Origin of the sequence: Streptomyces sp. NPDC092369 (assembly GCF_044755245.1) — a bacterium.
Taxonomy (GTDB): domain Bacteria; phylum Actinomycetota; class Actinomycetes; order Streptomycetales; family Streptomycetaceae; genus Streptomyces.
Window position 1 is genome coordinate 2,136,352 of the sequence record NZ_JBIVQP010000001.1, and the last position, 22,814, is coordinate 2,159,165.

Consider the following 22,814-nt stretch of genomic DNA (forward strand, 5'->3'; position numbering starts at 1 on the left):
ACGGGCCGGTCCCGTACGGACGAGTCGGTCGCCGTACGTATTGATCAAGAGATCCACACCACATCCCCCTACGGCAGTCCGTACACGTCCACGTACCGTCGTGGGTATGAGCCCCACGCCCCCCGCACGACGCCTGCGCCTCGGTCTGCCGAAGCGGGTGTTCTCGCAGGTGCTGCTGATGCAGGTGGCGATCGCCGCGGGGGTCGCGGTGCTCGCGACCGGGCTGTTTCTCGCGCCGCTGAGCGATCAGCTCGACAACGAGGCGATGCACCGCGCGCTGGCCATCGCGCAGACGACCGCGGAGCAGCCGCAGATCGCGGAGGACGTGCAGAACACCGCCCCCACCGTCGACGGACCGGTCCAGACGGAGGCGGAGCGGATCCGCAAGGCCACTAACGCGGAGTACATCGTGGTGCTGGACTGGCGCGGGGTGCGCTGGTCGCACACGGACCTGAAGCAGATCGGCAGGACCGTCTCGACCGACCCCAGCCAGGCTCTGGCCGGTCGGCAGGTCATGGAGATCGACAGCGGCACCCTGGGCCGCTCGGCCCGCGGCAAGGTGCCCCTGCGGGACACCGACGGCCGGATCATCGGGGCGGTCTCGGTCGGCATCGCCTACGACAGCGTGCGCGCCCGGCTGCTCAGCGCCATACCGGGACTGCTCGCCTACGCCGGCGGCGCCCTGGCCGTCGGCGCGCTGGCCGCCTGGCTGGTCTCCCGGCGGGTCCAGCGGCAGACCCGCGACCTGGCCTTCTCCGACATCTCGGGGCTGCTGGCGGAGCGTGAGGCGATGCTGCACGGCATCCGGGAGGGCGTCGTCGCCCTGGACCGCACCGGCCGCATACGGCTCCTGAACGACGAGGCGCACCGCCTGCTGAGCATCGACGCCCAAGCCGTCGGCCGGCTCCCCGACGAGGCCCTCGGCGGCGGACGTACGGCCGACATCCTGGCCGGCCGGGTGACCGGCACCGACCTGCTCACCGTGCGCGGCCAGCGCGTCCTGGTCGCCAACCGGATGCCCACCGACGACGGTGGCGCCGTCGCCACCCTGCGCGACCGCACGGAGCTGGAACAGCTCGGCCGGGAGCTCGACTCGACGCTCGGTCTGATCGACGCCCTGCGCGCGCAGGACCACGAACACGCCAACCGCATGCACACGCTCCTGGGGCTGCTCGAACTGGAGATGTTCGACGACGCCGTGGAGTTCGTCGGGGAGGTGGTCGGCGACCACCGGACCACCGCCGAGCAGGTCACCGAGAAGATCCAGGACCCGCTGCTGGCCGCCCTGTTGGTCGGCAAGGCGACCGTCGCGGCCGAGCGGGGCGTCGCCCTGTGGGTCTCCGACCGGACCCGGCTGCCCGACCGGCTGATCGACCCCAGGGGCCTGGTCACGATCGTCGGCAACCTGGTCGACAACGCGCTCGACGCCGTCGCGGGCACTCCGCACGCACGCGTGGAGGTCGAGTTGCGCGCGGAGGGACGTACCGCCGTGCTCCGGGTGCGCGACACCGGGCCCGGGATCCCCGCCGAGAACCACGAGTTGATCTTCACCGACGGATGGTCCACCAAGGAGCCGCCCGCGCACCGCAGGCGCGGGATCGGGCTCTCCATGGTCCGCAGGCTCGCCGAACGGCAGGGCGGGAGCGCGACGGTGGGCATGGCGGACGGCGGCGGCGCGGAGTTCACCGTCGTTCTGCCGGAGGCGCTGGCCGAGCCGGAACCGGCCCTGACGGCAACCGCGGACACGTCCGCCGAGGAGGAGTCGCGATGATCGATGTCCTGGTCGTGGACGACGACATGAGGGTCGCGCAGGTCAACGCCGCCTACGTCGAGAAGGTGCCGGGCTTCCGCGTCGCCGGCGAGGCGCACAGCGCGGCCGAGGCGCTGCGTCAGCTGGAGGCGCTGCCTCGGCTGGACCTCGTCCTCATGGACCACTACCTGCCCGACGAGACGGGTCTGGCAGTCGTCCAGGAGATGCGCAGGCGCGGCCACCAGACCGACGTGATCATGGTGACGGCGGCCCGGGACGTGTCGACCGTGCAGGCGGCGATGCGGCACGGCGCGCTGCAGTACCTGGTCAAGCCGTTCGCCTTCGCGGGCCTGCGCGCCAAGCTGGAGGCCTACGCGGAACTGCGCCGCACGCTCGACGGCGGCGGCGAGGCGGAACAAGCCGAGGTGGACCGCATCTTCGGTGCGCTGTCGGCCCCGTCGGAGCCGGGGCTGCCCAAAGGGCACTCCCCGAACACGGCGGAACTGGTGCGCCGGTCCCTGATGAACGCCGAAGGGCCGTTGTCCGCCCAGGAGATCGCCGACCGGACCGGGGTGAGCCGGCAGACCGCCCAGCGCTATCTGAAGCTCCTGGAGCGCACGGGACGGGCCCGGCTCACGCTCAAGTACGGCGACGCGGGCCGCCCGGAACACCGTTACGTGTGGGCGGCCCGCGCCTAGGACACGGTCGGGTGGGGGCGGGGGAAGGGACCGTGCCCTCCATACATACGGATGTCAGCCCGTCGCCTTCTCCACGAACTCCGTAGTGAATGTCTTGGCGAGATCCACCTTGGCGTTCTTGATGTTGGGGTTGAACGCCTTGAGGACCTTCTCGACGGTCTCCGGGCCGTTCTCGGGCATCACGCCGTCCTTGGTGAACATGGGCAGCGTGCTCTGGATGGCCTTGGCGTACAGGACGCTGTTGCCCTGGGAGTAGTCGGCGGGCATCTTGTCGGCGATCTGGGACGCGCTGTGTGTGGACATCCACTTGAGCGTCTTGACGAATGCATTGACCATCTTCTGGACGGTGTCCTTGTGGCCGTTCACCCAGTCCGTCTGCATGTACAGACTTGACGACGGGTACGGACCGCCGAGCGCCTCCTGGGATCCCTCGGGCGTCCGCATGTCGATGAGGACCTTGCCGACCTTCTTGTCCAGGATCGTGGCGACGGTCGGATCGGTCGTCATGCCGGCGTCGATGGAGCCCTGTTGGAGCGCCGCGATGAAGGTCGGTCCCGCGCCGACGGCCACCGGGGTGAAGTCGCTGACCTTCACGCCGTTCTTGACGGCGAGGTACTTGCTGAGGAAGTCGGTCGAGGAGCCGAGGCCCGTGACGCCGAGCTTCTTCCCCTTGAAGTCCTTGGGTGAACTGATGTCGTCCGCCGCCTTGTTGGAGACGATCTCCACCTCGCCGGGCGCGTGCGAGAACTGCACGACGGACTCCACGGCCTTGCCTTTGGTCTGCAGGTCGAGGGTGTGGTCGTAGAACCCGACGGCCCCCTGCACCTGGCCGGAGACGAGCGCGGTCTCGGCCTGCACGCCGGCGGGCTCGCTCAGCAGCTCCACGTCGAGGCCCTCGGCATCGAAGTAGCCGAGCCGCTGGGTGAGCATCGCGGGCAGGTAGATGACCTTGTCGAGACCGCCGACCATGATCTTGACCTTCGTACCCTTGCCGTCCCCCTTGCTCCCGGAGCCCGTGGACTCGGTGCTGGACGCGTCATTGGCACAGGCGGTGAGGGAGGAGAGGGCGAGCAGGCCGGCGGCGGCCAGGGCGGCGTATCTGGCGGTTGTGCGCATGAGGGTTCACGTCCTTGTGAGAGGGCGGTACGAGGGAGGCAGCCGCGGGGAGGGGCGGGCTGCGAGGCGGGCCGCTGGGGCAGCGGTGCGTGCCGAGGGCAGCGGGTGCGTGCCGCGGGGTCAGCTGTCGGAGCCGGTCGGCTTCCAGCGGAAGATGCGGCGCTCGGCGAAGGTGAGCAGCCCCTCGGCCACGAGGGCGACGACGGCGAGGATGACCATCGCGGCGTACACACCGGCCGCGTTGAAGGTGCCCTGCGACTGCGCGACGAGCAGGCCGATGCCCTTGGTGGCGCCGATGTACTCGCCGACGATGGCGCCGATCAGGGCGAAGCCGAAGCTCACGTGGAGGCTGGTGAAGATCCAGGAGGTGGCGGACGGGATGACTACCTGAAGGGTCACCCTGCGGTCGCTCGCGCCGAGGATGCGGGCGTTGGCGACCAGGTTGCGGTCGACCTCGCGGGCGCCCTGGAAGGCGTTGAAGAACACCGGGAAGAACACCAGGACGACGGCGGAGGCGACCTTGGAGGCCGGGCCGAGGCCGAACCAGATCACGAAGATGGGCGCGAGGACGATCCTGGGGATCGAGTTGAGCACCTTGATGTATGGACCAAGTACGTCGGCGAGGAAGGTGATCCGCCCGAGGGCGATACCGCACACGACACCGGCGGCCACACCGATGACCCAGCCGAGCAGTGCCTCGTAGAGCGTGTACCAGATCTGTTCGCCCAGGGAGCCGAGTGCGGTGCCGTGGGTCAGCCAGGTGTAGATCTGGTCCCAGATCTTCGAGGGCATCGAGAAGTTGAACGGATCGATGGCCTTGGTCCGGGCGAGCAGCTCCCACAGGCCGAGGACGGCGACCAGGAGCAGTACCCGGAAGACCGCGACGACGATCTTGCGTCTGCGGGCGGCACGCGCGCGTGAGTGCGCGCGGTCGGGCGGTGTCTTCACCGTGTCGACCACCGGCGTGCTGAGAATGTCAGGCGACATGAGCGGCACCCCTCTCGCGCGTGATGCGGACCTCTTCGCCGAGGGACTCCCAGATCTCGCGGTAGATCTCGATGAACCGCGACTCCAGCCGAACCGACTCGACCTTGCGCGGGCGCGGCAGGTCGATGTCGTAGACCTGCTTGACGGTGGCGGGTCCGGCGGTCATCACGACGACCTTGTCGGCCAGCGCGATGGACTCCTCCAGGTCGTGGGTGACGAAGACGACGGAGGCGCGGGTGCCCTCCCACAGCTCCAGCAGTTCGTCCGACATCAGGGCCCTGGTCTGCACGTCGAGCGCCGAGAAGGGCTCGTCCATCAGCAGGATCTCGGGGTCGTTGACGAAGGTCGCGGCGAGCGCGACGCGCTTGCGCTGGCCGCCGGAGAGCTGGTGGGGGTAGCGGTCCTCGAACGCGCTGAGCCCGACCCGGGCCAGCCATTCGCGGGCCTTCTGCTTCGCCTCCGCCTTGGGCACCCCGCGAAAACGCGGTCCAGCCATGACGTTGGACAGGACCGTGCGCCAGGGGAAGGTGGCGTCCTGCTGGAAGACGAAGCCGACCTTGTCACCGACGCCGCGCACCGGCTCCCCGGCGACCAGCACCTCGCCCTCGCTGGGCTCCTCCAACCCGCTGACCAGGGTCAACGTGGTCGATTTGCCGCAGCCCGTGGGGCCGACGACCGCCACGAACTCGCCCCGCCCGACCGTGAGATCGAGGCCGTTGACGGCCGTGTGCAGTCCCCCTGACGGGGTCCGGAACGTCTTGCTCGCGCCCCGCAGTTCGATGGCGGGGCTGGTGTCTGGGCTCATGGCCCGGGACGGTAGGTGTGGCGCGGACCACAGCATCAGCCTTGTGGGCACATGCCGTTCTTTTGCTTCCTGTGGCCTGTTGTGCTCGTTTTGCTCGCGCTACAACAGCGGAGCCGAAACATGGGCTTAACGCCCGCCTGGCCTTGACAGAAAGAGGCCCGATGATTGACGTCCTGGTCGTGGACGACGACTTCCGCGTTGCCGAGATCAACGCCAAGTACGTGGGAAAGGTTCCCGGTTTCCGGGTCGCCGCCCGCGCACACAGCGCCGCCCAGGCCCTGGCCAGCGTGCAGCGGGGGACCATCGACCTGGTCCTTCTCGACCACTACCTCCCCGACCAGACGGGCCTCGAACTCGTCCACCGCATGCGGGAACAGGGCCACACCACCGACGTCATCATGATCACCGCGGCCGGCGACGTGACGACCGTGCAGGCCGCGATGCGGCTGGGCGCATTGCACTACCTGGTCAAGCCGTTCACCTTCGCCGCCCTGCGCACCCGCCTCGACTCGTACGCCGCCCTGCGCCGCACCGTCGACCGCGTCGGCGGCCGGGGCGTGGCCGGCCAGGAGCAGGTCGACCGCATCTTCGGCGCGTTGCGCACCGCGCCGGTACCGTCCTCCCCCGGCCTGCCCAGCGGCCACTCGGAACCGACGACCGACCTGATCTGCCACGTCCTGCACCACTCCGACCGCCCCCTCTCGGCCCACGAGGTCGCCGCCGAGACCGGCCTGAGCCGCTCCACCGCCCAGCGCTACCTCCGCCACCTCGAACAGGCCGGCCGCCTCCGCCTCACCCTCAAATACGGCGACACAGGCCGCCCGGAGCACCTGTACGCGTGGGTGGCCCCGTAACCGCGGGCCGGTGCACGGATTCCTTGGCTACGCCGAAGAAGCGGCTACGACAGCAGAGTGGCTACGGCCATGAAGGCGCCGCCCTTACACGGCCCCCGCGCCCGTCAGCGACCGCACCTCGGTCTCCGCGTGCTTGGCCTCGTCCGGGACCTCGGCCGAGGTGACCGTGCCCAGCCAGCCCGCGAGGAAGCCCAGCGGGATCGAGACCAGGCCGGGGTTCTCCAGGGGGAAGTACTGGAAGTCGACGCCGGGGAACAGGGATTCGGGGCTGCCGGACACCACCGGGGACAGCAGCACGAGCAGAAGTGATGGGACGAGACCGCCGTATACGGCCCACACAGCACCGCGTGTGGTGAAGCCCCGCCAGAACAGCGAGTAGAGCAGCACCGGAAGGTTCGCGGAGGCGGCGACGGCGAAGGCGAGGCCCACCAGGAAGGCGACGTTCAGGTCGCGGGCGAGCAGGCCGAGGGCGATGGCCACGACACCGATGCCCGCCGCGGCGATCCGCGCCACGGCCACCTCGCTGTGCGGCTTGGCGTGCTTGCGCCGCAGGGACGCGTACAGGTCGTGGGCCACGGACGCGGAAGAGGCGAGCGTGATGCCGGCGACCACCGCCAGGATCGTGGCGAAGGCGATGGCTGCCACGATCGCAAAGAGAACCGTTCCGCCTGTGGAGTCGGCCCCGCCGCCCAGATCGAGCGCCAGCAGGGGGACCGCCGTGTTACCGGCCGCGTTCGATCCGCGTACCGCATCCGGTCCCACGATCGCCGCCGCGCCGAAGCCGAGGACGATCGTCATCAGGTAGAAGCCGCCGATCAGCCCGATCGCCCAGAGCACCGAACGGCGCGCCGCCTTGGCCGTCGGCACGGTGTAGAAGCGGGACAGGATGTGCGGCAGGCCGGCCGTGCCAAGGACCAGCGCGAGGCCGAGGCTGATGAAGTCGAAGCGGGCCGTCCAGTCCCCGCCGTATTTCAGCCCCGGCACCAGGAACGCGTTCCCGTGACCGCTGCGTTCGGCCGCCGTCAGCAGCAGTCGGTCGAAGTCGCCGTGGAAGCGCAGCAGCACCAGCACGGTCAGCGCGACCGTGCCGCTGAGCAGCAGAACCGCCTTGACGATCTGGATCCAGGTGGTGGCCCGCATCCCTCCCAACGACACATAGATCACCATCAGCGCGCCGACGCCGATCACGGTCCAGGCCCGCGCCGCCGCGCTCGTCCCGCCGAGCAGCAGCGAAACCAGGCTGCCCGCGCCCACCATCTGCGCAACCAAGTACAGAACGGACACGGTGACCGAGGAAGTTCCCGACGCGATCCGGACCGGCCGCTCGCTCATCCGCGCCGCGATGACGTCCGCGAGCGTGAAACGCCCGCAGTTGCGCACCAGTTCGGCGACGAGGAACAGCACCACCAGCCAGGCCACGAGGAAGCCGACCACATACAGCAGCCCGTCGTAGCCGAACAGCGCGATGAGCCCCGTGACGCCCAGGAAGGAGGCGGCCGACATGTAGTCGCCCGCGATGGCAAAACCATTTTCCATGGGCGAGAACAGCCGCCCGCCCGCGTAGAACTCCTCCGCGGAGCCACGCCTGTTGCGGCTCACCCACGTCGTGATCGCCAGGGTGACGGCGACGAACGCGCTGAACAGCAGCAACGCCAGCGTCTGGTGATTGCCCGTCACGACCTACCACCCCGGACGCCGCGGGTCAGTTCCTGGGTGTCCCAGCGCAGTTCGAGCGCGGCACGGTCTCTGCGCAGCCGCGCGTGGCGGGCGTAGGCCCAGGCGAGCACGAAGGTGGTCAGGAACTGTCCGAGCCCCGCGACCATCGCCACGTTCACCGCTCCAGCCACCGGCCGCGCCATCAGCCCCGGCGCGGTCGTCGCGGTCACCACGTACCCCACGTACCAGGCGAAGAAGGCGGCGAAGCCCGGCACCACGAACCTCCGGTACCGGCTGCGCACCTCCTGGAAGGCCGCACTGCGCTGCACCTCGAGATAGACGTCGGCCGCGGCGATCCGCTCCTGCGCGCCCGTCCTGCGCTGCGCCACGACCGCGGGAACGGGCACCGGCTCCGGCGCACCGACACCGGCCGACTCGCCCCAACCTGAGGCCAACGCGTCGTACCACGGGTCGTCGTACCTCACCGCTTCGGGTGCTGGTGCCGGGGCACTGCCCTTGTGGTGCCCGGCCGGACTCTCGGGACCACCCCCGCCTCCGCGGGGACGACCGTTGCTTGACTGCATGCCCAAGCATGGACAGAACGGGAAGATCCCCGACTCTTCTTCGCCATCCGCTTCACCCCATCAGGTGACCAGGGCTTGCCTTTCTGATCAGGTCGCCTGCGAGGTGCGGTGCGCCTTGGCCGAGCTGCCCCCGCGACACCGACCTGACCCGAAAAGGCAGGCCCTAACCCGCCGGTGGCCGCACAAGCCCCTTGCCGTACGCGTAACGCACCGCCTGGGCGCGGTCCTTGAGGCCCGTCTTGGCGAAGAGGTTGTTGATGTGGGTCTTCACGGTCGCCGTGGACACGTGCAGCCGTCGGGCGATCTCCTGATTGCTGAGACCGTCCGCGATCAGCACCAGTACCTCGGTCTCCCGCGCGGTAAGCCCGTCCGGTGGCTCGCCGGGCCCCTCGGCCAGCTGCGGCTCGGGCTCGGACAGCCGCTCCAGCAGCCGCCGTTGAATGCTCGGCGACAGTCCCGCGTCCCCGGACAGCACGTTGTGCACCGCCCGGACGATCTCGTCCCCTCCGGCGTCCTTGGTGAGGTAGCCGCGCGCTCCCGCACGCAGCGCCGGGAACAGCGAGTCGTCGTCGCCGAACGTCGTCAGCACCACGACCTGCGTCCCGGGGTGCTCCGCGCGGATGCGCCGCGTCGCCTCCACCCCGTCGCAACGCGGCATGCGCAGGTCCATCAGCACCACGTCCGGGGCGAGTTCGGCGACGAGTTTCACCGCCTCGTCCCCGTCCCCCGCGGCTCCGACGACCTCGATCCCCGGCAACAGGCCCAGCAGCATCACGATGCCCTCACGGACGACGGTCTGATCGTCCGCGACGATCACCCGCGCGGTCCGCTTCTCCGCCCCATCCGTCATACGGGCACCTTCAGCGTCACCACGAACCCCTCCTCGTCCGGCTCCGCCCGCAGCGAGCCGCCCAGCAGCTCGGCACGCTCGCGCATGCCCAGGAGACCGTACCCGCCCCCCGCGCCCGCGAGTTCGCCCGGCGAACCCCCGAAGTCCTTCACGTCCAGCGTCACTTGGTGCGCCCCGTAGTCGAGCCGGACCCGCACCTTCGCCCCCGGTGCGTGCTTGCGGACGTTCGTCAGGGCCTCCTGCGCGACCCTGCGCACCGCCTGCGACGCCTCGGCCGGCAGCTGTCTGCGCTCACCCGTAATGGTGACCTCGGCCCCGGCCGTCACCCCGACGAGCTGGCCCAGGAAGTCCTCCAGGGGCGTCATCTCCCCGCGCAGCGCGGACAGTGCCTGCCGTGTCTCGTCGAGTCCGTCGCGGGCCATGCCGCGGGCGGCCACGACCCGGTCGAGGATCTGCTGGCGGTCGGCCCCCCGCTCGATCAGCAGCCGCGCCGCCTCCAGGTGCACCAGCTGCGCCGAAAGACTGTGTGCCAGTACGTCGTGGATCTCCCGCGCGATCCGGGCCCGCTCCCCCAGTGCCGCCGACTCGGCCTCCGCCGCCCGGGCGGCCCGCTCCTGGGCGAGCAGCCGTTGGGCGTTGCCCCTGGCCTCTGCGTCCAGCCGCAGGGTGTAGCCGGCGAGACCGAGGCCGACGCAGGTGACGACCGTCGTCAGATGGTTGTCGTTGTTGATGACCCCGTAGAGCGCCAGCGCCACTCCCGCGGCCGGCACTCCCACCCTCAGGGGCAGCCGCTCCAGGCCGGCGACCGCGCAGCCGCACCACAGCACGAGACCGAGCGTCCGGAAACCGGAAGCCTGGGCGACGACGCCGACGCCCTGCAACAGCGCGAGCGACACCAGAGACGGCACCAACCTGTGCTGGAGCGTCGTCCGGTACAGAAGCCAGGCCAGCCCGGCCGCGACGATCACCACCCCGATGCCAGCGGCCACGGCCCAACCGTGCTCGTGGCTGCTGGTGAACGCGCCCCACAACAGGATGCCGAGCACGAGCCCCCGCACGACCCAGGCGAGCAGTCGCCGGGGCCTGGAGAGCCCGTTGCGCCCGAGAGCCTCCGGCGAGGGCCAGCTCGACCAGGAGTTCCGCGTCACACGCGCTCCTTCCGCGCGGGCCGGACCATGCGGTCACCGTACGCCGTGGCCACACCGGCCGTCGGGGCAAACGACTGGGCCCGCCAGACCAGGATCCCGGAGCGGACCAGCAGGGTGGCCGCGAGGGCGAGAAGCAGGGCGGAGCTGTCCTGGTGCACGCCGAGGGCGGCACCCAGCGCGAAGAGGCCGACGCGCAGGGCGATGCCGACGACCCAGACGGTCACGCTCGCCTTGGTGCTCTTGCTCCACACGGCACCGTCCGGCTCCGCCCATATGCGGGTGGTCCAGGCCCAGCCGGCTCCGGTGGCCAGACCCACGAGCAGTTCGACGGCGAGCAGGGTGACCGATTCGGTGCGGTGGTGGGCGTCGACTATGCCGGGTTCACGCACCGCCACGACGGCAAGCACCACGGGGACCAGCCACCAGCGCCTCCCGGTGCCGAGCTGCTGTGCGCGGAACTGCCGCACGAGCACGAGACATACGACGGCCACGATCACCAGCGCGTTGACCAGCCCGGACATCAGAGCCTCCGTGAGCGAGAAGACGATTCCGGCAGCGAGCGCCGCCGACGTCTTCGAAGCTACGGAAATTCACGGGCCGGCAGATCGGAGCCGGGGTGGATCACGGGTGGATCCTGGACACCGGCCGACTCCACCCACGGGTGGAGCACCGAGGCGCGGCGAGGCCGCGAGGCCGCGAGGCCGCGAGGCCGCGAGGCCGCGAGGCCGCGAGGCCGCGAGAGACGGTTGCAGGTGCCCTGCCTCCGCTGGCACCCGTCCGATCTCAGGCCGGCCCCAGGCAGCGGAGCCCTAAGCGGCAACAGCGCTACCGCTCAGCTGTGACACCGCGGCCACGCCCGACACTCCTGTCCTGGCCCACCTCCGTCGTCGCCGACAGGTGTGAGTTGACGTCGAGCCACCCCACCTTGCCAACCCGACGCCACCCACTCCCGACCGAACGCCAACCGCTCCCGGCCGAACGCCAACCACTCCCGGCCCGACTCCGCCCCGCTCCCCCGCCAAAGCCCAGCGCAGCGACTACGCGTCGATGCGCGACCGGTCCAGCGTCGCCGCCGAGCTGGAGATGAACTCCTTGCGCGGGGCCACGTCGTTGCCCATCAGCAGGTCGAAGACCGTCTCGGCGGAGTCCAGGTCGGAGAGGTTGATCCGGCGCAGGGTCCGGTGGCGCGGGTCCATCGTCGTCTCGGCCAGCTGGTCGGCGTCCATCTCACCAAGACCCTTGTAGCGCTGGATGGAGTCCTTGTGCCGGACGCCCTTGCTCTGGAACTCCAGGAGCTTGTCGCGCAGCTCGCGGTCCGAGTAGGTGTAGACGTATTTGTCCTGGCCCTTCTTCGGCTGGACGAGCTCGATGCGGTGCAGCGGTGGCACCGCGGCGAAGACCCGGCCCGCCTCGACCATGGGCCGCATGTAGCGGTGGAAGAGCGTCAGCAGCAGGGTGCGGATGTGGGAGCCGTCGACATCGGCGTCGGTCATCATGATGATCTTGCCGTAGCGGGCCGCGTCGATGTCGAAGGTACGACCCGAGCCGGCTCCTATGACCTGGATGATCGCGCCGCATTCGACGTTCTTGAGCATGTCGGTCACGGACGACTTCTGGACGTTGAGGATCTTGCCGCGGATCGGCAGCAGCGCCTGGAACTCGGAGTTCCGGGCGAGCTTCGCGGTGCCGAGCGCGGAGTCTCCCTCGACGATGAACAGCTCGCTGCGGTCCACGTCGTCGCTGCGGCAGTCCGCCAGCTTCGCGGGCAGGGACGAGGACTCCAGAGCCGTCTTGCGGCGCTGCGCGTCCTTGTGCTGGCGGGCCGCGATACGCGTACGTGCCGCGGCGACGGCCTTCTCCATGACGACCCGGGCCTGTGCGGCCGCGTCGCGCTTGGTGGTGGTCAGGAAGTCCCTGAGCTCCTTGGTGACGACGTTGGTCACGATCCGGCGGGCCGCCGAGGTACCGAGCACCTCCTTGGTCTGGCCCTCGAACTGCGGCTCGGCGAGTCGGACAGTCACGACGGCGGTCAGACCTTCGAGGGCGTCGTCCTTGACGATGTCGTCCTCGGCCACGCGCAACAGCTTCTTGGCACGCAGCACCTCGTTCATCGTCTTCGTGATCGCCTGTTCGAAGCCCGCGACGTGGGTGCCGCCCTTGGGCGTGGCGATGATGTTGACGAACGACCTGAGGGTGGTGTCGTAGCCGGTCCCCCAGCGCAGCGCGATGTCCACGCCGAGCTCGCGCGTGACCTCGGTGGGCGTCATCTGGCCGTGGTCGTCGAGGACCGGGACGGTCTCCTTGAAGGTGCCCTGCCCGGTGAGGCGCAGCACGTCGTTGACGGGCTTGTCGGTGGCCAGGTACTCGCAGAACTCGCTGATGCCGCCGTCGAAGCGGAAGGACTCCTCGCCCTTGCTGCCGCCCTCGCCGAGACCGAGTTCGTCACGGACGACGATGGTCAGGCCGGGCACCAGGAAGGCGGTCTGGCGGGCGCGCTGGTGCAGCGTGTCCAGGGAGACCTTGGCGTCCTTGAGGAAGATCTGGCGGTCGGCCCAGTAGCGCACGCGCGTGCCGGTGCGGTTCTTGGGCACCTTCTTGGTCTTGCGCAGTCCGCTGGCGGCCTCGAACTTGGCGTCGGGGCCGTTGCCTGCGAAGGCGCCGGGCACACCGCGCCGGAAGCTGATGGCGTGCGTGTGGCCGCTGCGGTCCACCTCCACGTCAAGGCGGGCGGACAGCGCGTTCACCACGGACGCGCCGACACCGTGCAGACCGCCGGAGGCGGCGTAGGAGCCACCGCCGAACTTGCCGCCGGCGTGCAGCTTGGTCATGACGACCTCGACGCCGGAGAGGCCGGTCTTGGGTTCGACGTCGACCGGGATGCCCCGACCGTTGTCCCGCACTTCGACGGAGCCGTCGTCGTGGAGGATCACGTCGATGTGGTCGCCGTAGCCCCCGAGGGCCTCGTCCACCGCGTTGTCGATGATCTCCCACAGACAGTGCAACAGACCGCGGCTGTCGGTGGAGCCGATGTACATGCCCGGGCGCTTGCGCACGGCCTCGAGTCCTTCGAGGACGAGCAGGTGCCGCGCGGTGTAGTTGGAACCGTCCCGGTCTGCTGCCAGCAGCGCTGTGGACGGCACGGACGTCTCGGCGGTCACGCGGTTCGCTCCTCGCTGAATTTCAAGTGGGGCCCTTTGGGGTAAGGGCGCGGCTTCGGTCGCCGCCAAGAGGGTACCCAGGCCTGGTAGAGCCGTTGTAACGCCACCCTCGTCTGAGTTCACACTAGTCCAGAGTCGCATGAGTGTTCGATCCCTCGATGGAGTGAAGTACATATCACGTTCCCTTCGGGGCATGAACCATTTAGGCTCCGGGCACGTCCTCAAGAACAACCGGCAACCCAGCCGGGAGGACAGACATTGACAGACCGTGCGAACCCGTAAGACACACAGACACGCAATACGGCACATTCGCCGCCAACCGGCAGCAGACAGCCGGCCTCGAAAGATTTTTTCGAGGGAAAGCCCTGAGCGGGAACGTTTTGGGGCTGGTTGGATGTTGACCCTGGTACGACAGCTCGTCGAGCTAGAGAAGAGGCGACGTGACTACTGTTCTGACCCCCGCGAGCCCGCTGACGGCCGCTGACCGCTGCGACCGCTGCGGCGCCCAGGCGTACGTACGCGTGGTCCTGCTCAGCGGCGGTGAACTGCTCTTCTGCGCCCACCACGGACGCAAGTTCGAGCCGGAACTCAAGAAGATCGCCGCTGAGATACAGGACGAGACGGAGCGGCTGACGGCTGTGCCGGCAACCTCCAACGAAGAAGAGCGCTGACAACTCGCGTCCACGACGAGCCAGCTCCGGCACAGGCCGGTCGACGGGCGGTGTGACCCCTTCCACAGGGGCCACACCGCCCGCGCTCTTTCGCGCAAAGGCCCTCAGCCGCCGTCAGCGGCCCGCCCGGGGCCCGCTGACCCGGCACCCCCTCCACGCCCTTCCAGGGCCCGTACGGCGGCGGACACCCGCGTGTAGACGCCAGGACTGCCCGCACGGCCGCAACCGCTCCCCCAGGACACCAGTCCGATGAGCTTCCCCTGGGCGACGAGCGGCCCTCCACTGTCCCCTTGGCAGGCGTCCGGCCCGCCCGCCGTCTCGCCGGCGCACAGCATGCTGTCGGCGGCATAAGCGCCGTCCGAACTGCCTGGATAGGCCCGCTCGCACTGGGCGTCCGGCAGCACGTGCACGCGCGCCGCCCGCAGACTGCGCGCATAGTCGCCGCCACCCGTGAGATCGCCCCAGCCGTAGACGACGGCACTCGTCCCCGGCGCGTAGGCGGAATCGCCGTCGGCCGCCGCCCTGACCACCGAACTCTGCGGGACGGATTCGGCGAGGGTGAGCACAGCGAAGTCCCCCGCATTGGTGCCACTGTCGTAGTCCGGATTCACCCAGGTGTCGCGCACCGCGATCTCCCGCCCCTGGTTCGACAGCAGATCCGTACGGCCGGTGATGACCTTGAGGTCGCGCGCTCTGTTAGGCGGCGCCCCCAGAACGTCGTCGCCGAGACAGTGGGCCGCGGTCAGCACGGTCGTAGGACCGACCGCCACTCCGCCGCAGAACTGCCCCGCGCGGGTACCCCCGAACCGGTCACGGCTGGACAGCGCCACCGTCCACGGACTCTCGGACACGTCGACCGGGAAACCTCCCACGACGATGTCGTCGGCGGCCACCGAGGCCGCCGACAGCAGTGGTATTGCGGTCGCCGCGGCCACAAGGACCAACGGCCGGGCAAGGGCCCGGACAAAAGGACGGCGCATGCACGTTCCTCACTCTGGGGTGGTCACTGGAGACCCAGAGTCATCCAAGCGGCGGCGCGGCGCACCTGCGCGACAGCATGAGAAGGCCCAGCTCTTCGCACTGACGCAGACCGGCGAGCGGCTCTCATTCGACGGACAGATCTATGTTCGCCTGCAGCATTGCGTTACGAAATAGCGAACATATGAATTGATGCTCGGCGGAGACTCGCGTCAATATATGCAGCTGGCCGACTCTTGCTGACGCGATCACACTTGGTGCCCAACAGATCGAATCGATAGCTTTGGCAACTCGTGAGAACCATCGCCTCACCGGGAGCCATCCGTGAATCGCCGGCCCACCCTGCTCGCAGCCGCCGCGCTGACCGCTGTCGCGGCCCTGTCGCTTTCCGCCTGCGGGAGCGGTGACGACAGCTCCAAGGGCACCGACAAGATCGCCGGTGCTGCCATCGGAGACGACTCGCCGTCCTCGGCGCCGGCAAGTGCGTCCCGTTCGACAGCCGCCAGTCGCCCCGAGATCAATCTGCCGTCGGACCTCACCATGACGTTCGAGGGCGGGAGGACGGGCAGCTCCATCAAGGACGCCGTACTCGCTGACAGCGCCGAACGCATGCGTGCCGTCAACGCGGCAATCGCAGGGACGGATCCCAAGAAGGAGGCGCTGAAGTTCTACGACACCGGCAGGGCGCTGCAAGCTGCCGTGATCTGGGTGGGGAAGTTCAAAAAGGCCAACCTCGGCATGACAGGTGCGATCCGGTACTACGACCGGACCGTGACAGTCAACGGTGCCAGGGCGGCCTCGGTCGTGTTCTGCGCCGACGAGAGCAGGGGATACGCCAAGGACCTCAAGAGCAACAAGGCCAAGGTCACCGCCGCTTCCGACGATAACTACGTCCTTTACAACACCCGGTTGGAGAAGAACGGCGCCGGCGTCTGGCAGACCTCGCGCATCATTTCCACGGCCGGAGCGAAGCAGTGCCTGACGTGAAAGCAGGACGAGCGCTCGGCATCCTCGCCCTCACTGCGGCTCTCGTCACGCTGAAAGCATCGAGTGCTTGGGCAGGCATCACCTCTGGGGACGGAAGTCGTGAGACCGACACCGATGTGGCGGCCGACAGCAGCGGGGACAAAGTTGCGGTCGAAGCCGGAGCGGTCGTTTTCGACCGCTCCAAGAACGGCTTCGACCAATCCGCAGGCCCAGTCGCCTCGACCACCACGTGGACACCGCCAGCCTGCTACTACTCCCCGACCTATACCCCTGGCAGCCTCAAGGCGTACATGGAGCGGATCTGGGCGCAGGAGTCGACGGGCTACGAATGGGACGCCTCGCAGCGCGAGCGGTACGTCAACGGACATCCCTACAAGGACTTCAACAAGGAGAACGCCGACAAGGGCTACTGGTGGGACAGGCATGTCACACCGGGACGAGAAGGCGACCCGGCGTCTCTGACGTGTAGCAAGTCGATCTTCTGGGTGGCCAAGGGCCAACATCCGCCCGCCGACGCTCCACAGGCAGTCACCCCCAAAGTGCTTGCCGAACTGGCCTACGCGGAGATCCGAGTGCCATCGACAACAGTGAAGCTTGCCCCGGCCGGCTCGACGAAGGTCAACCTCCCGACCTGGGCATGGCTTGAAGCGGCCAGGTTCAAGCCGGTGTCAGTGACAGCGAGAGTCCCCTTGCTGGGCGCCTACGCCACGGCGACCGCGGAGCCAGTGTTGCTGAAGATCGACCCGGGCACTGACGACGCCGTCACCTACCCTGCTTCCGGCGAGTGCCGGCTGAGGGCCGATGGTTCCCTAGGCGAGTCCTACGCCAAGGGAAAGGCCAACGAGACCCCGCCGTGCGGGGCGAAGTACCTGCGCTCCTCGGGCGATGGCACCTACCCGCTCAAGGCCACCGTCACCTGGAAGATCAACTGGACGGGCTCGGGCGAAGCGGGCGGCGACCTGCCCGACGGCACGTTCGGAGCCACCCAGGACGTCGTGGTCCAGGAGATCCAGGCCGTCAACCGCTGACGGGTCCAACACGGGGAGCACATATGCCGAAGGGATCGGACCTGCAGGTCGATTACGATCTGCTGTCCACGAGCGCCAAGCAACTCGCGCAGATCCACCGAGAGTTCAAGGGCCTGGTGGACTGGAAGCAGGACATCAGGTCCCTGCTCGGCGACAGCCGCGTCCAGAGCGCCACGGCTGACTTCGTGGACAACTGGGACAGGAACCGCAAGCGGCTGGTCGAGGAGATCCAGGAGATCGGGAAGATGATCAAGACGACCAGCGACGCCTTCAAGTCGCTCGACGACGACCTCGCCGACGCCGGCCGCGGAGGGAAGAAGTAGCGCCTTGGGCGTACACGGACTGACGGCATTCCTCAGGGGGAGCATCCATGGCGCGGCCGGCTGACTGGGCGCCGCTCGCAAAGGCCGATCCCGTTCCGGGTGATCCGGAAGGCATCCGGCGCGAGGTCATGCACATGAAGAAGATGGCCGAGAAGCTGCGTACGCAGGCCGCCGCCATGCAGGCGATCGCGGACTGCGACGGCCTCAAGGGCAAGTACGCGGACGAGCTGGGCGACAAGGCGCGCGGCCTCGGGCGCAGGCTTGACCTGGCCGAGGATCGCTACCGCAAGGTGAAAGGGCACCTCAACGGTTGGGCGGATGACCTGGAGACCGCCCAGAGGAAGGCCGATCGGGCTCTGGATGATGCCAAGGACGCGCAACGTGTCCTCGACGCCCATGAGCCGGACGATGACGCAAAGAAGAGCTCCGATAAGTCCGACAAACGCACGGGGTCCGCGGATCCGGCTGTCACGCAGGCCAAGGAGCGCCTTGAGACGGCTCGCCGGAAGCTGAACTCGGCGGTGTCGTTCTACGGCGAGCGCGCGGACCACTACGCAGGCAAGATCCGGTCGTCAATCGACGACGACATGGAAGACAGTGGGTGGAACGACTTCAAGGCCTGGGCCGGCGGGGACTGGCTGGGAGACCTGGGCGAGTGGTTGAGCGACATCACCACCGTGCTGTCCATCATCGCGATCTTCTTTCCAGCAGTTGGTGCCCTGGCGGCTCTCCTCACTGGCATCGTCATGGCGATCCACCTCGTTCAGGTGACAACAGGCAACGGTTCCTGGTTCGACGTCCTCACCGACATCGCGGCGTTCAAAATGGCACGTAACGGCGTCAAGGCGGCCAAGGCCGTCAAGAGCCTGCAGAAGGAGGCTCGCAGCCTGTCGCAGGGGCTGGCCAGAGCGCAGGCGAGGCGGGCGGCCACGCGCGCCAACGCGGCCAGCCGACGAGGTGGCGGTCGGCTCGGTCGGATGCACCGGGCCCGCGAGAACGCGATGGGACGCACTGCGGGCAGGCAGGTACGGGACGAGCCTCTGCCTGTATTGACGAGCAAGGAGAAGGTCCTCGCCTTCGGGGACCGGGGCACGTCGAAGCAGGTGAAGGACATCCTCCGGTGGCGGAACCAGTACCCCGGCAATGCCCGGTTGGACACTGCTGCAAGCGAAGCGGGTCGTCACCTGGGAGTCGCCCGCTCAAGCTGGGGCGCGAGCACTGCCCTCGACTTCGGCGGCAGGCTCGGCGATGAGTTCTCGTCCACGTATACGAGCGCCAAGGGGCACATGACCGCCCCGGCAGCGGGTCTGGGGTCGCAGTGGTGAGGTTCAAGCCCGTCAAGCGGGGAGCGGGAAACCCTGACAGTGCCCGTGCTCAAAAGGTGCGTCAGGCACAAGGACGTGTCCGTGCGGCCGGCCCACATCATCCCCGTTCGCCCGGACGGTCTCTCCGGGAGCGGATGGCGACTGCTGCCACCGCTGTCGCAGACACCGACCAGGACACCGCCCGTCAGGACGAGCGGGTTCTCAAACTCGCGACCATGATGCGCTATGCACTCGTGGCCGTGCTCGCGTTCACACTTGTGTGGTTTCTTCCCGCGCTGAGGAACGCGACGGTGGCAGGCTGGGAAGTTCCCATGCCTACCTGGTGGACTGATATCGCGGCTCTCACTCCCCTTCTGGCGCTGATCCGGTTCCGGGATCCTGCGGACAGGGAAAGCGGGGTGACCGTGGAATTCGATCTGAAGGTCCTCGGCAGCCTCTACCTCTTCATGGCCGTGGCGGGTGCCGTGCGTGAGGGACTCTGGCTACTCCTCCCCGCCATGGTCTTCAGCTTCGCTGTCTTCGCAGGCATCTGGTACACGAACAGGCGAGCCCGCGCCCGTGGTTGAGCCGACGTCGCCGCCTACCGGCTATCACCTGCTCCTGCCTTCGGACTGGGTGCAGGTTCCGCTGCGGCAAGGAGACGTGGAGGAGGCCGTGCGTTCCATTGTCACTTCGGCCTACGCCCGCGTGCCGGCCGATGTTCCGCGCGACAACCTGACGCCCCTCCGACTGGAGTTGGAGCGGCGGTTGCGAGCGGCCGTAGCCGAGGCACGGAGGGCCGACGCGCTGGAGCTGTACCTCCCCATGCGGCTGTCGGGCAACGTGAATCTCGGTGCGTCGATCATCGTCTCCGAGGCGCTGCTCCCCGCGCGCACCTGCTCCGACGGCGCCCCTGGCACGGCCTCCGACCCAACGGAGATCGCCTTGCAGTTGCTCTCCGGAGACATGGCCGCCGACGTGGACGTGAGCAGTGGTGAAGTCGACGGTGCGCTGGGTGTGCGCCGGGAACGTGTCGCACCGGCGGCTGTCGACCGAGGAGCCGAGATGGCCAGCCGGCGGGTCGACTACTTCGTATCCGTGCCCGGCGATCCGGGTCGCTGGCTCGTGGCCGCCTTCTCCACCATCGGGGCCGGAAATCCGCGGGACGATCTCTCCGACGCGTTGGTCGAGTGGTTCGACGCGCTAATGACGACCTTCAGGTGGAGCTGGGCATGACAGATCCCCAGGTCGAGCTCGAGCACGAATTCAGTCTCGACATCGACTACAACCCGGGCCGCTGGCTGGAGCTCCCGCCGCGCTGGGACACCGAGGAGTGGCCGGACATCGGCGTCTGGGCGGGCAGGTGTGCCGAGCTGTTCTGGCGGTCGTACGAGCGGAATCCAGAACAGGCGGGGATCTCCTTCCTCGCGGGTACGCTGCGACGCTTCGCGGAAGCCTTCGCTCCGGAACCGTTCGACACGCGCGTACTGCTGCGTATGTGGGAACCGACGAGCATGCCGCTCCAGGTGTTCACCATGGTCAAGCCCACGCTGGGCGACCGTGAGGAGACGCTGCGCTTCCTGGTCGGAGCGGAGGATCCGGACGCCGTGGAACCACCCGTCGTCGAGACCTTCCGCACGGAATTCGGCGAGGGACTGCGGGCCTTCCGCTACCTGCGGCAGGACGACGCCCCCGAGGTGGTCGCAGCCCTTCGCTATGCCTGGCGTGACGTGGAAGTCGGCGCCGATGTGGTGCTCTGGACGGCCACCGACGACACCGCGCGGGTCATCCGGGCGGCCCAGGACATCGAGGAGCTGGCACACCAGGTGAGCGTGGCGGTGTGGGATCTCGAAGCGGAGGACGGGGCCTCGGCGGAGGGGATGTCGTAGGTCCGGGCGGAGAACGTCGTACTGCCTGCCTGGTCAATGAGTTGGCTGGGCCCTGCAGCGGCGTGCTCGTACGCGAGAGTGCCCCCGGCCCGGAAACCACCGGGTGGGGGCACTCTCGAAGAATCGACCGGAGGATTCGCCTAGTCGAGGTAGTCGCGCAGCACCTGCGAGCGCGACGGGTGGCGCAGTTTCGACATGGTCTTGGACTCGATCTGGCGGATGCGCTCGCGCGTGACGCCGTAGACCTTGCCGATCTCGTCGAGGGTCTTGGGCTGGCCGTCGGTGAGGCCGAAGCGCATGGAGACGACGCCCGCCTCGCGCTCCGAGAGGGTGTCCAGGACGGAGTGCAGCTGCTCCTGGAGGAGCGTGAAGCTGACCGCGTCGGCCGGGACGACGGCCTCGGAGTCCTCGATGAGGTCGCCGAACTCGCTGTCGCCGTCCTCACCCAGGGGGGTGTGGAGGGAGATGGGTTCGCGGCCGTACTTCTGGACCTCGATGACCTTCTCGGGGGTCATGTCGAGTTCCTTGGCCAGCTCCTCCGGGGTGGGCTCGCGGCCCAGGTCCTGGAGCATCTGGCGCTGCACGCGCGCGAGCTTGTTGATGACCTCGACCATGTGCACCGGGATACGGATGGTGCGGGCCTGGTCGGCCATCGCGCGGGTGATCGCCTGACGGATCCACCAGGTGGCGTACGTGGAGAACTTGTAGCCCTTGGTGTAGTCGAACTTCTCGACCGCGCGGATCAGACCGAGGTTGCCCTCCTGGATGAGGTCCAGGAACAGCATGCCGCGGCCGGTGTAGCGCTTGGCCAGGGAGACCACCAGGCGGAGGTTGGCCTCCAGGAGGTGGTTCTTGGCGCGGCGGCCGTCCTCGGCGATGATCTCCAGCTCGCGCTTGAGCTTGGGGGCGAGCTTGTCGGCGTTGGCCAGCTTGTCCTCGGCGAACAGACCGGCCTCGATGCGCTTGGCGAGCTCGACCTCCTGCTCGGCGTTGAGCAGCGGGACCTTGCCGATCTGCTTGAGGTAGTCCTTGACCGGGTCGGCGGTGGCACCGGCGGCGGCGACCTGCTGCGCCGGCGCGTCGTCCTCGTCCTCGTCCGAGAGGACGAAGCCCGCGCTCTCGGCACCCTCGGGCTCGTCGCCCGTCTTCGGGGTCTCTTCGAGGGCTTCCTCTTCGGTGACCTCGGCGTCGTCCTTCTTGGCACCGGTCTTCTTCGCCGCCGCGGGTGCTGCCTTCTTGGCGACGGTCTTCTTCGCGGCCGCCGTGGTCTTCTTGGCGGCCGTCTTCTTGGCAGCGACCTTGGGCGCGGAGTCGTCCTCGACGGACGGGTCCGCGACGGGCGCCGCCGGCGTGGCGGTGGCGGTGGCCTTCTTGGCGGTCGCCGTCTTCGCCGCGACCGTCTTGGTGGCGGTGCGCTTGACGGGACTCTTCGCTGCGACGCTCTTTCGTGTGCGCTTGGGCTCCGCGGCACTGACCATCAGCGTCACACCCTCTTCCTCGAGGATCTGGTTGAGGCTGCGCAGTACGTTCTTCCACTGAGTGGCCGGAATCTGGTCAGCTTCGAAGGCCCGACGCACATCGTCGCCGGCGATCTGCCCCTCAGCCTTTCCCCGCTCAATGAGAGCCATGACAGAGACGGACTCGGCGATCTCCGGCGGGAGCGTACGGGATGTGCTGGCCGACACGAACAACCTCTCGGAACGTTGGAAAACGGCTTCCGGCCCCGTCCATGACGGACAGGAGCCGACCGCCGGCTTGGGGATTGGGCCGACGGCGCGGAGGCCGGGGAGATACACAGCGCCTGGAACGGCGTCCGTATTCCCTCCTCGGCAGTCACCTCTTAGGTCATCGTGCTGTTCCCGCGAGCGTTACGCCCAATCTGCGTGGCCCGAGTCACACCCCGTAAGCACTCAAAAACGGTCAGACACGGGCAGAGGAGGTCACGTATGCCCTCGATCGGGGCTTCCGTGGCACTCCGACGGCCTTGTCATACCGTCGGACCCCGCGGGATCCGGGGATCGCGCGGGG

Annotated in this window: 22 protein-coding genes; 11 read left to right on the forward strand and 11 right to left on the reverse strand. The window is 68.6% G+C overall.

Annotated features, from left to right (window positions below; all coding sequences use genetic code 11):
* Window positions 1-106 precede the first annotated feature (106 nt).
* Both ACIQI8_RS09295 and ACIQI8_RS09300 read left to right on the forward strand, forming a co-directional pair.
* Complete coding sequence (locus tag ACIQI8_RS09295) at window positions 107-1,771, forward strand: ATP-binding protein (RefSeq protein ID WP_402346468.1); 1,665 nt, start codon at window positions 107-109, stop codon at window positions 1,769-1,771.
* Entirely contained in the window at window positions 1,768-2,448 is a 681-nt protein-coding gene (locus ACIQI8_RS09300; RefSeq protein ID WP_402346470.1) for a response regulator, read from the forward strand. Before ACIQI8_RS09295 ends, ACIQI8_RS09300 begins: the two co-directional genes overlap by 4 nt.
* A gap of 54 nt (window positions 2,449-2,502) precedes the next feature.
* On the opposite strand, the gene ACIQI8_RS09305 is transcribed toward ACIQI8_RS09300, so the two are convergent.
* The 3 genes from ACIQI8_RS09305 to ACIQI8_RS09315 form a co-directional block, all read right to left on the reverse strand.
* Complete coding sequence (locus ACIQI8_RS09305; protein ID WP_402346472.1) at window positions 2,503-3,564, reverse strand: ABC transporter substrate-binding protein; 1,062 nt, start codon at window positions 3,562-3,564, stop codon at window positions 2,503-2,505.
* Window positions 3,565-3,684: 120 nt separating this feature from the next.
* A complete protein-coding gene (locus tag ACIQI8_RS09310; protein ID WP_402346474.1) occupies window positions 3,685-4,551 on the reverse strand; it encodes an ABC transporter permease in 867 nt (288 codons plus the stop codon).
* The gene (locus tag ACIQI8_RS09315) at window positions 4,541-5,356 is read right to left on the reverse strand and encodes an ABC transporter ATP-binding protein (protein WP_402346476.1); all 816 of its coding nucleotides are present in this window, start codon (window positions 5,354-5,356) and stop codon (window positions 4,541-4,543) included. Before ACIQI8_RS09315 ends, ACIQI8_RS09310 begins: the two co-directional genes overlap by 11 nt.
* A gap of 161 nt (window positions 5,357-5,517) precedes the next feature.
* On the opposite strand from ACIQI8_RS09315, the gene ACIQI8_RS09320 reads away from it, so the two are divergent.
* Complete coding sequence (locus ACIQI8_RS09320; protein ID WP_402346478.1) at window positions 5,518-6,210, forward strand: response regulator; 693 nt, start codon at window positions 5,518-5,520, stop codon at window positions 6,208-6,210.
* Window positions 6,211-6,294: 84 nt separating this feature from the next.
* On the opposite strand, the gene ACIQI8_RS09325 is transcribed toward ACIQI8_RS09320, so the two are convergent.
* From ACIQI8_RS09325 to ACIQI8_RS09350, 6 genes are all read right to left on the reverse strand, one after another.
* Window positions 6,295-7,887 (reverse strand): cation acetate symporter, encoded by a 1,593-nt coding sequence (locus tag ACIQI8_RS09325; protein ID WP_402346480.1) that lies wholly within the window; start codon window positions 7,885-7,887, stop codon window positions 6,295-6,297.
* Complete coding sequence (locus tag ACIQI8_RS09330; RefSeq protein ID WP_402346482.1) at window positions 7,884-8,450, reverse strand: DUF485 domain-containing protein; 567 nt, start codon at window positions 8,448-8,450, stop codon at window positions 7,884-7,886. Before ACIQI8_RS09330 ends, ACIQI8_RS09325 begins: the two co-directional genes overlap by 4 nt.
* Window positions 8,451-8,613: 163 nt before the next feature.
* Window positions 8,614-9,300, reverse strand: a complete 687-nt coding sequence (locus tag ACIQI8_RS09335; protein ID WP_402346484.1) for a response regulator — start codon at window positions 9,298-9,300, stop codon at window positions 8,614-8,616.
* Window positions 9,297-10,448: a sensor histidine kinase gene (locus ACIQI8_RS09340; protein ID WP_402346486.1), complete on the reverse strand. Its 1,152-nt coding sequence runs from the start codon at window positions 10,446-10,448 to the stop codon at window positions 9,297-9,299. The genes ACIQI8_RS09335 and ACIQI8_RS09340 overlap by 4 nt, the downstream gene beginning before the upstream one ends.
* Window positions 10,445-10,969, reverse strand: coding sequence for a DUF1453 domain-containing protein (locus tag ACIQI8_RS09345; RefSeq protein WP_402346488.1), 525 nt, complete (start codon window positions 10,967-10,969; stop codon window positions 10,445-10,447). Before ACIQI8_RS09345 ends, ACIQI8_RS09340 begins: the two co-directional genes overlap by 4 nt.
* 516 nt (window positions 10,970-11,485) lie before the next feature.
* Entirely contained in the window at window positions 11,486-13,606 is a 2,121-nt protein-coding gene (locus ACIQI8_RS09350; RefSeq protein ID WP_402346490.1) for a type IIA DNA topoisomerase subunit B, read from the reverse strand.
* A 440-nt stretch (window positions 13,607-14,046) separates the two neighbouring features.
* Between ACIQI8_RS09350 and ACIQI8_RS09355 the strand changes: the two genes are divergently transcribed.
* A complete protein-coding gene (locus ACIQI8_RS09355; RefSeq protein WP_123997256.1) occupies window positions 14,047-14,277 on the forward strand; it encodes a hypothetical protein in 231 nt (76 codons plus the stop codon).
* A gap of 104 nt (window positions 14,278-14,381) precedes the next feature.
* Here the strand turns inward: ACIQI8_RS09355 and ACIQI8_RS09360 are convergent, their stop codons facing one another.
* Entirely contained in the window at window positions 14,382-15,257 is an 876-nt protein-coding gene (locus ACIQI8_RS09360; protein ID WP_402346491.1) for a serine protease, read from the reverse strand.
* A 322-nt stretch (window positions 15,258-15,579) separates the two neighbouring features.
* On the opposite strand from ACIQI8_RS09360, the gene ACIQI8_RS09365 reads away from it, so the two are divergent.
* From ACIQI8_RS09365 to ACIQI8_RS09395, 7 genes are all read left to right on the forward strand, one after another.
* The gene (locus tag ACIQI8_RS09365; protein ID WP_402346493.1) at window positions 15,580-16,242 is read left to right on the forward strand and encodes a hypothetical protein; all 663 of its coding nucleotides are present in this window, start codon (window positions 15,580-15,582) and stop codon (window positions 16,240-16,242) included.
* A complete protein-coding gene (locus tag ACIQI8_RS09370; RefSeq protein ID WP_402346495.1) occupies window positions 16,230-17,270 on the forward strand; it encodes a hypothetical protein in 1,041 nt (346 codons plus the stop codon). The genes ACIQI8_RS09365 and ACIQI8_RS09370 overlap by 13 nt, the downstream gene beginning before the upstream one ends.
* A 23-nt stretch (window positions 17,271-17,293) precedes the next feature.
* Window positions 17,294-17,593 (forward strand): WXG100 family type VII secretion target, encoded by a 300-nt coding sequence (locus tag ACIQI8_RS09375; protein WP_402346497.1) that lies wholly within the window; start codon window positions 17,294-17,296, stop codon window positions 17,591-17,593.
* Between the two features lie 47 nt (window positions 17,594-17,640).
* Entirely contained in the window at window positions 17,641-18,918 is a 1,278-nt protein-coding gene (locus tag ACIQI8_RS09380; protein ID WP_402346499.1) for a putative T7SS-secreted protein, read from the forward strand.
* A gap of 134 nt (window positions 18,919-19,052) precedes the next feature.
* A complete protein-coding gene (locus tag ACIQI8_RS09385; RefSeq protein ID WP_402346501.1) occupies window positions 19,053-19,484 on the forward strand; it encodes a hypothetical protein in 432 nt (143 codons plus the stop codon).
* Window positions 19,485-19,572: 88 nt separating this feature from the next.
* Window positions 19,573-20,133, forward strand: coding sequence for a hypothetical protein (locus ACIQI8_RS09390; protein WP_402346503.1), 561 nt, complete (start codon window positions 19,573-19,575; stop codon window positions 20,131-20,133).
* Window positions 20,130-20,786, forward strand: coding sequence for a hypothetical protein (locus ACIQI8_RS09395; protein ID WP_402346505.1), 657 nt, complete (start codon window positions 20,130-20,132; stop codon window positions 20,784-20,786). Before ACIQI8_RS09390 ends, ACIQI8_RS09395 begins: the two co-directional genes overlap by 4 nt.
* A gap of 140 nt (window positions 20,787-20,926) precedes the next feature.
* Here the strand turns inward: ACIQI8_RS09395 and ACIQI8_RS09400 are convergent, their stop codons facing one another.
* Window positions 20,927-22,471 carry an RNA polymerase sigma factor gene (locus ACIQI8_RS09400; protein ID WP_402346507.1) on the reverse strand — a complete coding sequence of 515 codons (1,545 nt, stop codon included), beginning with the start codon at window positions 22,469-22,471 and terminating at the stop codon, window positions 20,927-20,929.
* Window positions 22,472-22,814: the final 343 nt, after the last annotated feature.

What these genes read in the sequence shown, in the direction of transcription:
- ACIQI8_RS09295 (WP_402346468.1), top strand. Translation starts at nt 107, where the DNA reads ATGAGCCCCACGCCCCCCGCACGACGCCTGCGCCTCGGTCTGCCGAAG.
- ACIQI8_RS09300 (WP_402346470.1), top strand. Translation starts at nt 1,768, where the DNA reads ATGATCGATGTCCTGGTCGTGGACGACGACATGAGGGTCGCGCAGGTC.
- ACIQI8_RS09305 (WP_402346472.1), bottom strand. Translation starts at nt 3,564, where the DNA reads ATGCGCACAACCGCCAGATACGCCGCCCTGGCCGCCGCCGGCCTGCTC.
- ACIQI8_RS09310 (WP_402346474.1), bottom strand. Translation starts at nt 4,551, where the DNA reads ATGTCGCCTGACATTCTCAGCACGCCGGTGGTCGACACGGTGAAGACA.
- ACIQI8_RS09315 (WP_402346476.1), bottom strand. Translation starts at nt 5,356, where the DNA reads ATGAGCCCAGACACCAGCCCCGCCATCGAACTGCGGGGCGCGAGCAAG.
- ACIQI8_RS09320 (WP_402346478.1), top strand. Translation starts at nt 5,518, where the DNA reads ATGATTGACGTCCTGGTCGTGGACGACGACTTCCGCGTTGCCGAGATC.
- ACIQI8_RS09330 (WP_402346482.1), bottom strand. Translation starts at nt 8,450, where the DNA reads ATGCAGTCAAGCAACGGTCGTCCCCGCGGAGGCGGGGGTGGTCCCGAG.
- ACIQI8_RS09335 (WP_402346484.1), bottom strand. Translation starts at nt 9,300, where the DNA reads ATGACGGATGGGGCGGAGAAGCGGACCGCGCGGGTGATCGTCGCGGAC.
- ACIQI8_RS09345 (WP_402346488.1), bottom strand. Translation starts at nt 10,969, where the DNA reads ATGTCCGGGCTGGTCAACGCGCTGGTGATCGTGGCCGTCGTATGTCTC.
- ACIQI8_RS09360 (WP_402346491.1), bottom strand. Translation starts at nt 15,257, where the DNA reads ATGCGCCGTCCTTTTGTCCGGGCCCTTGCCCGGCCGTTGGTCCTTGTG.
- ACIQI8_RS09375 (WP_402346497.1), top strand. Translation starts at nt 17,294, where the DNA reads ATGCCGAAGGGATCGGACCTGCAGGTCGATTACGATCTGCTGTCCACG.
- ACIQI8_RS09380 (WP_402346499.1), top strand. Translation starts at nt 17,641, where the DNA reads ATGGCGCGGCCGGCTGACTGGGCGCCGCTCGCAAAGGCCGATCCCGTT.
- ACIQI8_RS09385 (WP_402346501.1), top strand. Translation starts at nt 19,053, where the DNA reads ATGGCGACTGCTGCCACCGCTGTCGCAGACACCGACCAGGACACCGCC.
- ACIQI8_RS09395 (WP_402346505.1), top strand. Translation starts at nt 20,130, where the DNA reads ATGACAGATCCCCAGGTCGAGCTCGAGCACGAATTCAGTCTCGACATC.